We start from the raw sequence: 8,732 nt of genomic DNA on the forward strand, positions 1-8,732 counted from the left end.
CTTCGTATTTATAGCAGAGAGTGAATAAAACCCGGGGGCTCATTCACTCTCTGTATGATGCTTACTTATGATTGTTATTACTTCTTAATCCAGTGCATAAGCTCACGAAGCTCAGCGCCTACTACTTCAATTGGATGCTCAGCTTCATTGCGGCGAGTTGCCGACATGAAAGCATTGTTGGATTGATTCTCAAGAATGAAGTCACGGGCAAATTTGCCTTGTTGGATGTCAGCCAGAACAGCCTTCATTTCCTTCTTCGTTTCTTCGTTAACGATTCTTGGTCCAGTTACATAGTCCCCGTACTCAGCAGTGTTGCTGATGGAGCTGCGCATGCTGGAAAGTCCGCCTTCATACATCAGGTCAACAATCAGCTTCAGCTCATGCAAGCACTCAAAGTAAGCCATTTCAGGTGCATAGCCAGCTTCTACCAGAGTTTCGAAGCCTGCTTTAACAAGCGCGCTCGCGCCTCCACACAGAACAGCTTGCTCGCCGAACAAGTCAGTTTCGGTCTCTTCGCGGAACGAAGTTTCGATAACGCCTGCGCGTGTACAGCCAATACCTTTAGCATAAGCAAGTCCGATTGCTTGAGCATTACCAGTAGCATCCTGCTCGATTGCAATTAGCCCTGGAACGCCGAAGCCTTCCACGTAAGTGCGGCGTACAAGATGTCCTGGGGATTTAGGAGCAACCAGCAGCACGTCAGTACCTTCTGGAGGAACGATTTGCCCGAAGTGAACGTTAAAGCCGTGCGAGAATAAAATCGCTGCGCCTTTTTTCATATTAGGCTTGATGGACTCTTTAAATACTCTTGCTTGAGTTTCATCAGGCATTAAGATCTGAATCAAATCAGCACGGCTTGAAGCTTCCTCAACGGTAACAACTTCAAATCCGTCGTTTTTAGCAGTTTGCCAGGAACGTCCTTCACGAAGACCAATAATAACGTTTAGTCCGCTATCACGTAAGTTTTGAGCTTGGGCATGGCCCTGTGAGCCATAACCTATAACTGCGATCGTTTTACCTTTTAACGCGCTTAAATCTGCATCTTTTTCGTAGTACATTGTTACTGCCATTGTGAATGAATCCTCCTTTAAAATGATAAGACCGATTTTTATACCCCTTGAATGGGCGTTTCAACAGTGTACCTCAAATTCGATTGAAGGGGTATACCGCTGAAACTCCCATTCAAGGGATAGTCATGCTGGTATTGCTTACTTTATAGAGCCGCGGGTCATAGCCGTAGCCCCTGTGCGAGTGAGCTCTCTGATCCCATAAGGACGAAGCAGCTCTACCATAGCATCTATTTTATCCGAATCGCCGACAACTTGCACGATTAACGAGCTTGGACCAATATCGACTACGGCTGCACGGAAGGTTTCTACGATGCCGAGAATTTCCGGACGTGTGGCCGGCTCCGCGTTTACTTTGATCAAGGCAAGCTCTCTTGCTACCATAGGGTTCGAGCTCAGGTCTATAACCTTGATGACATCAATCAGCTTATAAAGCTGCTTGGATATTTGCTCCAGCGTATTATCATCACCTGTTGTGACGATAATCATTCTGGAAAGTCCGATTTCTTCGGACTCTCCTACCGTAATGCTTTCAATGTTGAAGCCTCTGCGGCCAAACAATCCGGATACGCGCTGGAGGACACCTGGCTGGTTATTTACGAGTATGGATATCGTATGCTTAGTCATTCTCATTCCGAATCCCCCATTAACATTTCACTAATTGTGTCTCCTGCCTTAACCATTGGAAACACATTCTCGCCCTTGGGAACTACAAAGTCGATCAAGACCGGGCCTGGCGTATCAAGCGCCTCCTGCCATACTCTTCTCGCTTCCTCTTTGTTAGTAGCCCGTAAGCCTTTAACTCCATAAGCCTCGGCTAATTTAACAAAGTCCGGGCTGCCTGCCAAATCGATATGGCTGTAGCGGTTATCATAAATGATTTCCTGCCACTGCCTTACCATTCCTAACACCTGGTTGTTAATGATAACAATCTTTACCGGGATATTGTTAATTGCACAAATCGCCAGCTCCTGGGCACACATTTGAATGCCGCCGTCGCCGTTAATGGAGACAACCAGTTTGCCAGGGTTCCCCATCTGAGCGCCAATCGCCGAAGGAAATCCAAAGCCCATCGTTCCAAGTCCCCCGGAGGTTACTAATGAACGCGGATTTTTGAACTTGTAATATTGGGCAACCCACATTTGATGCTGTCCAACGTCAGTCGTAACGATAGCCTCACCATGGGTCGTTTCATTGATCATTTCGATCACGTACTGAGGCTTAAGCTCGGTTTCGGAATCCTTGTATTTCAAAGGAAACTTCACCATACTCGCCTGGATTTCAGTAATCCAAGCCGCACTTTTCGCTGGCTTTGCTTTCGTATTCGCATACTGGAGCACAGCCTTGATATCACCTACACAAGGAATATCGGTTTTAATATTTTTGCCGATTTCTGCAGGATCTACATCGATGTGGGCTATGATCTTCGCCTTCGGCGCAAAGCCGTCCAGCTTCATGGTAACCCGGTCGTCGAATCTGGAACCGATGGAAATGATCAGATCCGCGTTTTGCAGCGCGTTATTCGCCGTATACGTACCGTGCATACCCGGCAGCCCCATCCACAGCTCGTGACCACTCGGGAATCCTCCCAAGCCAAGCAGCGTAGTCGTAACCGGTATTTGCGTCATATTAACGAAATCAATCAGCTCCTGCGAAGCGCCGGAGTAAACAACGCCGCCTCCCGCAAGAATGACTGGACGCTCCGCTTCCTCAATCGCCCTGATCAGCTTGTCAACCTGAAGCTTGTTAGGCTGCACAGTAGGATTATAGCCGCGAATACTTATTGTATCCGCAGGATGGAAAACCGCCTTCTGAGCGGAGACATCCTTCGGTATGTCAATCAGCACAGGTCCTTTACGTCCGGTAGAAGCGATATGAAAAGCTTCATGTATAATTCTCGGCAGGTCATTTACATCGCGCACTAAGTAGCTGTGCTTTGTAATTGGCATCGTAATTCCTGTAATATCAGCCTCTTGGAATGCGTCTGTCCCTATGAAATTAGTGGCGACATTGCCAGTGATTACAACCAACGGAACGGAATCCATATAGGCGGTAGCAATACCAGTGACAAGGTTCGTCGCCCCCGGTCCTGATGTAGCGATACACACCCCTACTTTACCGGTGGAACGGGCATAACCGTCAGCGGCATGAATGGCGCCTTGTTCATGGCGGGTAAGCAGGTGATTGAAATCTGAAAATCCATGCATCGCGTCATAAATAAATAATACAGCGCCACCCGGATATCCAAAGACGCAATCCACACCCTCCAGCAGCAGGCTGCGCAGTAAAATTTCCGATCCCGTAATGAGATCTTGATTTTGCAGCTTTTCTATCAATTCTTCTTTCGACTTTAGTGGCTTTGTCTCGACATTCATTGTGATCCTCCTCTCAAAAAGTCAGTTCATGGTTTTAACTATCTGGAGCTTAAATTCAAAAAAACCCCTTTCATCCCGGACACGTACGTAACGAGTCTGACGGGACGAAAGGGGTTAGCTCTTCCGTGGTACCACCCAAATTTGCCATATGCCTCACAGCACACAGCCTTAGCAGGTAATATCCAAAAGGATATTTACCCTCAGCACGGTAACGTGTGCTATTCCGATTTTCCCTAATAATGCTTGTGACTGCACCGGAGTGCATGAAAGCTTTTCAGGAAAACAGCTCCAAGGTGAGCTCGTACGTAAGGGGTTAAGGCGATGGTTTCAGCTAATCCATCACTCTCTGAGCATAAGTGCCCTCACAACTTCGTCCTCTTCATTGCCGATGTTCATTGTTCAAATCATCAATTCATTATGATAGTGATAATTATATGCATCATTGTGTGAATAGTCAATACCTTATGCGTTGATTTTGGTTTTAGCCGCTGTTGCAAGGTCTGTAAAGCCTTTGGAATCATTCACAGCAAGGTCAGCAAGGATCTTACGGTTGATGTCGATACCGGAAAGCTTTAGTCCGTACATTAGCTTGCTGTAGCTCAGACCGTTCTGGCGAGCAGCCGCATTAATACGAGTAATCCACAATTTGCGGAAATCGCGTTTCCGTTGACGGCGGTCACGGTAAGCGTAGACCAGGGATTTCATAACTTGTTCTTTTGCGGTTTTAAATAATCTATGTTTGGAACCGAAATATCCTTTTGCTAACTTCATGATTTTCTTGCGACGATGAGCGCGCACAAATCCGCCCTTGACTCTTGCCATTGTAAACTACCTCCCGAATATATAAATAATAATTTTTGTTATACTAGATGTTAGCTAATTGCTGCTTAAGGCGCTTAACGTCGCCTGCCGCCATAACCGGGTTAGTGCCAAGAACGCGCTTTTGACGCTTGGATTTGTGCGACAACAAATGGTTCTTATGAGCTTTGTATCTCATTACTTTACCAGTGCCTGTAATCTTGAAACGATCTTTTAGGCTGCTATGTGTTTTCATTTTTGGCATTTTATGTTCCTCCTAAATGGGTCGACTTGCCTAAGTTGCCTTTGGCGTCAAAATCATAATCATACTGCGTCCCTCAAGCTTTGGAGCACGCTCCATCGAGGAAATCTCTGCAGTTTCAACTGCTAGACGGTCAAGCACTCTTCTGCCGATTTCGGAATGGGCAATCTCACGTCCGCGAAAACGCACACTCGCCTTGACTTTATCGCCTTCGTTCAGAAATTTAACAGCATTGCGAAGCTTGGTTTGAAAATCGTGCTCATCGATTGTCGCACTAAGACGAATTTCTTTGATATCAACGATTTTTTGATTCTTGCGAGCTTCTTTTTCTTTCTTTTGCAGCTCATAGCGATATTTCCCATAATCCATAATGCGGCATACAGGCGGCTTCGCCGTAGGAGCCACGTTCACCAAGTCCAAGTTGGCGTCGGTTGCGATCTGTTGGGCTTCTCTCGTTAACTTAATCCCCAGCTGCTCTCCATCCGGTCCGATGAGGCGCACTTCCTTCACGCGAATCTCATCATTAATCATGTGATCTTTACTAATAATCTTCCACCTCCATAAGTAGGTCACGTGCTAATATCTTACAAAGCTTCTTCCAAAATAAAAAAAGATGCGAGCATAAGGCCCACATCTCCATCGATCACAGGTTATAAAACCCATTTACATTTGATCAAATTAAGAACCAGCCAACGATAGTCGGTCAGGTGAGAAGCGGGCGCCCCTACTTGGTTATAACTACAATACTTGAATACTATAGCACTAAGTAAATAAGAAGTCAACATTAAATCAGCCGGTCAGCTTACCTGTTTACTTTGCACCTCTTCCAGACGAATGACACGGGTATGCTGGGTATGGCTCCACTGCTTGTTGTTTTGAGTAAAGAAAGCATACACCGTAATCGGCCACCATGAAAGCAAGTAAATCGGATATAAAATCAAATATTTATAAATTTTACCGGGCACCTTCTCCATGTACATGGAAATAGGAAGCAGGGCAAAGATAGCTATCGTAATGGTATGGAAATATACAGGATAGGTTTCGTACAAGCCCTGTTCTCCAGAACCGCCTGGTGTAATCATCTTAACCCATATCAAGATACTGAGAATACAGCCAAAGAAGAAATTGTACACGTTGGCGGAATAAATCGCCGCATCAATTTTAACCCAGCTGCGCTCCTTGATTCCCTGCCATAAGAGCGGAAAGAAATAATGTCTGGCTACTTCAAAGTGTCCCTGCATCCAGCGCAATCTTTGTTTAGCCGATGCTTTGAAGGTTAGCGGCTTCTCGTCATATACCCTGGCCTCATAGTTAAAGGTGGGTTTTATCCCCATCTTGACACAACGCATCGAGAACTCCTGGTCCTCAACAAGACTCGTCGCCCCCCAGCCAATTTCCTTTAGCAAAGTCGATTCAAAACACATGCCTGTTCCACCAAGGAAGTTTGCAAGCTTCAGATTGGAACGGGCCATCTGCCAGAACCGGTTGCTGAAAAAATAAGAAATGGCATTTGAAGCTGTAATCCAGGAATCTCCCGGGTTCTTTGTATCCAAATAAGCTTGAATAACCTTAGAGCCTGAGCACAAATCATTGTTCATTTGCAGAAGGAAATCTGAGCTTACCAGATTATCAGCGTCAATCATAACCACAGCATCGTACTGTTTCTCTCGCTTCCACAATTCCTTCAACATCCATTCAATCGCATAACCCTTGCCTCTAAGCTTAGCATTACGCCGTTCGCAAGCATATACAGCATGACTGCGGGCAATGTCCGCGGTCCTGTCCGTGCAGTTATCACAAATGACAAAAATATCGTAAAGCTCTTTAGGATATTGCAAATTTTTCAAATTCTCGATTAAAGCGCCGACTACCTGCTCTTCGTTGTGGGCAGCAATCAATACAGCAAACGATTTTTGCGGTGTGAATGCCTGCTTTTTTTTCGGACGATGCCAGCCAAAAAATGACAGAAACAGCTGGTAAGCTCCCACTAAAGCCAAAACTACTTGTAAAACAATTATTATTTTGTCCAGCATAGAACAAAATCCCCCTTTTTCGTATGTACACCAAAGTTTTCTCTGTGTCTCTCTTTGTATGTATCTTTTTCTATAGGACTTCTGCCGAAACGAGTTAAACAAAAACTGTGGCTGAATCGTTTTTGATTTTCCTCCCTTTCTCTTGATTTGTCAAAGCTCCCCAATTCTCAAATTAAGCCTGTTCCATGGATTTAAAGCGGAAACAATGCCATTGATCTTGCAACCACGCTAAATCGGTTCATTTCTATCTTCTTTTCATCGTTTTACAATTGTTTTTATCTAAACGTTCACGATTTGGACGAACCTGTCACGCAGGAGCATTATTATCATGCGCTTTTTTAAACAAAAACAATCGAATTGAAACAGACCAAATTACAGAACCTTCATTTTTGCAGCTTCCCTATAAAGTTCGTGAAGGGATGAAGCCATAAGTCCGTAGCTCACTTTAGCATAATGAAGTACTGTTCGTCTTACATTTCCACTTTGATCAAATTTATTATAGAATTAATATTGTATTAACATTCAACCTTTACAATAAAGAAATAACCAAAAGATGTCAAATCCAACCAAATTCCCACCCAATTTGAGGAGGTTATCCTGCATGAGCAAAGTCGTACGTTGGCTGCAGAAGCGTGAGAACCGTGTTTTCTATTGGGTCAATCAGCGCATTCGGCATTCTTTTCTGGATTTCTTTTTTAATAAACTTACACATTTAGGCGGGGCTTCAATCACAATAGGAGTATCTCTCATCCTGTGTTTGTTCGGCAGCGGAACCTTAAGGCTTGTTGGCTTTCAAAGCCTTTTGGCCTTAATTATTAGTCACATTCCTGTCGCATTGTTCAAAAAGAAATATCCCAGGCTGCGCCCTTATTTAGTATTGCCAGAAACCAGAACCGGTAAAAACCCATTAGCCGATCATTCTTTTCCATCTGGCCATACGACCGCTATATTTTCCGTTACCGTTCCTCTTGCCGTTGCTTTTCCGTTATGGGGCATGATTCTGCTTCCCATAGCTTTTCTTGTCGGTATTTCCCGAATTTATTTAGGGCTTCATTATCCCTCCGATTGTTTGGCTGGCTGCTTGATCGGTTCGGCCACGGCGCTTACTACTGTAGCTTGGGTGTAGCCCCTAACAAACAAGCAGCAACCTTATTCAGGCTGCTGCTTGTTGATCAGGGAGATATGAGATTCCAATGCTTGCTTGCCGATAACAACTTCAACACGATGAATGTTTATTCCCTGTCCAGCAAATTTCATTTCATATTCCGTCATTATATGATCCGCATGATCTCCATCTTCATGAAGGTTTAAAGATATATTTCGCATTCTCAATCCCATATCAGCGAATGAATTTAAGGAAAATTCAAATAAAGAGCGTGAATCGGTTTTTTGATGAATTTCGCCCTTTTCATTTAGCAAGCTCACATATTTTTGCAAAAAACCGCGATGAGTAAGTCTTCTGCGTTCATGCTTCTTTTTCGGCCAGGGATCGCTGAAGTTTAAATAAATCCGTTCCAGCTCTCCGTCACTAAAAGCTTCCTCTATATGTTCAATATTGAACAAAACCAATTTAAGATTTTTGATGTCCCCTTCATCAGATGCAACCCCATGTGCTGCTCTGGCCTTTTCGCTGGACTTACGGATCAGCTCATCATACATATCGATACCGATAAAATTAACATCCGGATATTTAAGGCTCATTTCCCCTATAAAACGTCCTTTTCCCATCCCCAGCTCGGCGTGAATCGGATTGTTATTGCCGAACACTTCAGACCATTTCCCTTGATAATCTTTGGGATTCAGGATAACCAAATCCTGCTGCCGCTCGATATCCTCGCGAATCCCTTTTCTTCCCCGCAATCGCATCTTATAATCCTCCTAAGAGTTTTGCTGTAACAAAACATTCTTCCTTTTGAATACAAATCATAGACGATTCGGAGAAAAAAATCAAAGCCTTCCTTTGAGAGAACCTGCTACTTTAGCGATGTTTTTCATCGTTAAAATCACGGGTCGTCTTCAAATATCCAGAAAAACCATCCATGACGTTCGTAGCCGACGTCACCACCAAGAATGAAAATAGGGGTTCTAGCAAAGGTTTTTTTAAAGAAAGAACCGTCAAGAATAAAAGATAACAAATCAAAGGACGGACGATGTACTGGGACTGATCCTGTTGAAAAACCCGTCCTATTGCGACCCT

The 8,732-nt window shown here is 44.3% G+C and carries 10 protein-coding genes; 1 reads left to right on the plus strand and 9 read right to left on the minus strand.

Annotated features, from left to right (window positions below; all coding sequences use genetic code 11):
• Nucleotides 1-77: 77 nt before the first annotated feature.
• The 7 genes from ilvC to J2Z66_RS25125 all read right to left on the minus strand — a co-directional run bounded on the left by ilvC (nt 78) and on the right by J2Z66_RS25125 (nt 6,535).
• Entirely contained in the window at nt 78-1,070 is a 993-nt protein-coding gene (gene ilvC, locus J2Z66_RS25095) for a ketol-acid reductoisomerase (RefSeq protein WP_209975473.1), read from the minus strand.
• 138 nt (nt 1,071-1,208) lie between these two features.
• On the minus strand, nt 1,209-1,694 hold the full coding sequence (gene ilvN / locus J2Z66_RS25100; protein ID WP_209975491.1) for an acetolactate synthase small subunit: 486 nt from the start codon (nt 1,692-1,694) through the stop codon (nt 1,209-1,211).
• 2 nt (nt 1,695-1,696) lie between these two features.
• A complete protein-coding gene (gene ilvB, locus J2Z66_RS25105) occupies nt 1,697-3,442 on the minus strand; it encodes a biosynthetic-type acetolactate synthase large subunit (RefSeq protein WP_209975474.1) in 1,746 nt (581 codons plus the stop codon).
• A gap of 462 nt (nt 3,443-3,904) precedes the next feature.
• Entirely contained in the window at nt 3,905-4,264 is a 360-nt protein-coding gene (rplT, locus tag J2Z66_RS25110; RefSeq protein ID WP_209975475.1) for a 50S ribosomal protein L20, read from the minus strand.
• A gap of 43 nt (nt 4,265-4,307) precedes the next feature.
• The gene (rpmI, locus tag J2Z66_RS25115; protein WP_209975476.1) at nt 4,308-4,505 is read right to left on the minus strand and encodes a 50S ribosomal protein L35; all 198 of its coding nucleotides are present in this window, start codon (nt 4,503-4,505) and stop codon (nt 4,308-4,310) included.
• Between the two features lie 30 nt (nt 4,506-4,535).
• On the minus strand, nt 4,536-5,033 hold the full coding sequence (infC, locus tag J2Z66_RS25120; protein ID WP_245375824.1) for a translation initiation factor IF-3: 498 nt from the start codon (nt 5,031-5,033) through the stop codon (nt 4,536-4,538).
• A gap of 266 nt (nt 5,034-5,299) precedes the next feature.
• Nucleotides 5,300-6,535, minus strand: a complete 1,236-nt coding sequence (locus tag J2Z66_RS25125; RefSeq protein WP_209975478.1) for a glycosyltransferase family 2 protein — start codon at nt 6,533-6,535, stop codon at nt 5,300-5,302.
• A 601-nt stretch (nt 6,536-7,136) separates the two neighbouring features.
• Here J2Z66_RS25125 and J2Z66_RS25130 point away from each other — a divergent pair.
• Nucleotides 7,137-7,661 (plus strand): phosphatase PAP2 family protein, encoded by a 525-nt coding sequence (locus tag J2Z66_RS25130; RefSeq protein ID WP_209975479.1) that lies wholly within the window; start codon nt 7,137-7,139, stop codon nt 7,659-7,661.
• A gap of 23 nt (nt 7,662-7,684) precedes the next feature.
• Here J2Z66_RS25130 and trmB read toward each other — a convergent pair whose 3' ends face one another.
• Complete coding sequence (gene trmB / locus J2Z66_RS25135) at nt 7,685-8,401, minus strand: tRNA (guanosine(46)-N7)-methyltransferase TrmB (protein ID WP_209975480.1); 717 nt, start codon at nt 8,399-8,401, stop codon at nt 7,685-7,687.
• Between the two features lie 137 nt (nt 8,402-8,538).
• On the minus strand, nt 8,539-8,732 hold a 194-nt coding region (locus J2Z66_RS25140), incomplete at its 5' end, for a hypothetical protein (protein WP_209975481.1).

Origin of the sequence: Paenibacillus eucommiae, assembly GCF_017874215.1 — a bacterium.
GTDB classification, from domain to species: Bacteria; Bacillota; Bacilli; order Paenibacillales; family NBRC-103111; genus Paenibacillus_AI; species Paenibacillus_AI eucommiae.

What these genes read in the sequence shown, in the direction of transcription:
- ilvC (WP_209975473.1), bottom strand. Translation starts at nt 1,070, where the DNA reads ATGGCAGTAACAATGTACTACGAAAAAGATGCAGATTTAAGCGCGTTA.
- ilvN (WP_209975491.1), bottom strand. Translation starts at nt 1,694, where the DNA reads ATGACTAAGCATACGATATCCATACTCGTAAATAACCAGCCAGGTGTC.
- ilvB (WP_209975474.1), bottom strand. Translation starts at nt 3,442, where the DNA reads ATGAATGTCGAGACAAAGCCACTAAAGTCGAAAGAAGAATTGATAGAA.
- rplT (WP_209975475.1), bottom strand. Translation starts at nt 4,264, where the DNA reads ATGGCAAGAGTCAAGGGCGGATTTGTGCGCGCTCATCGTCGCAAGAAA.
- rpmI (WP_209975476.1), bottom strand. Translation starts at nt 4,505, where the DNA reads ATGCCAAAAATGAAAACACATAGCAGCCTAAAAGATCGTTTCAAGATT.
- infC (WP_245375824.1), bottom strand. Translation starts at nt 5,033, where the DNA reads ATGATTAATGATGAGATTCGCGTGAAGGAAGTGCGCCTCATCGGACCG.
- J2Z66_RS25125 (WP_209975478.1), bottom strand. Translation starts at nt 6,535, where the DNA reads ATGCTGGACAAAATAATAATTGTTTTACAAGTAGTTTTGGCTTTAGTG.
- J2Z66_RS25130 (WP_209975479.1), top strand. Translation starts at nt 7,137, where the DNA reads ATGAGCAAAGTCGTACGTTGGCTGCAGAAGCGTGAGAACCGTGTTTTC.
- trmB (WP_209975480.1), bottom strand. Translation starts at nt 8,401, where the DNA reads ATGCGATTGCGGGGAAGAAAAGGGATTCGCGAGGATATCGAGCGGCAG.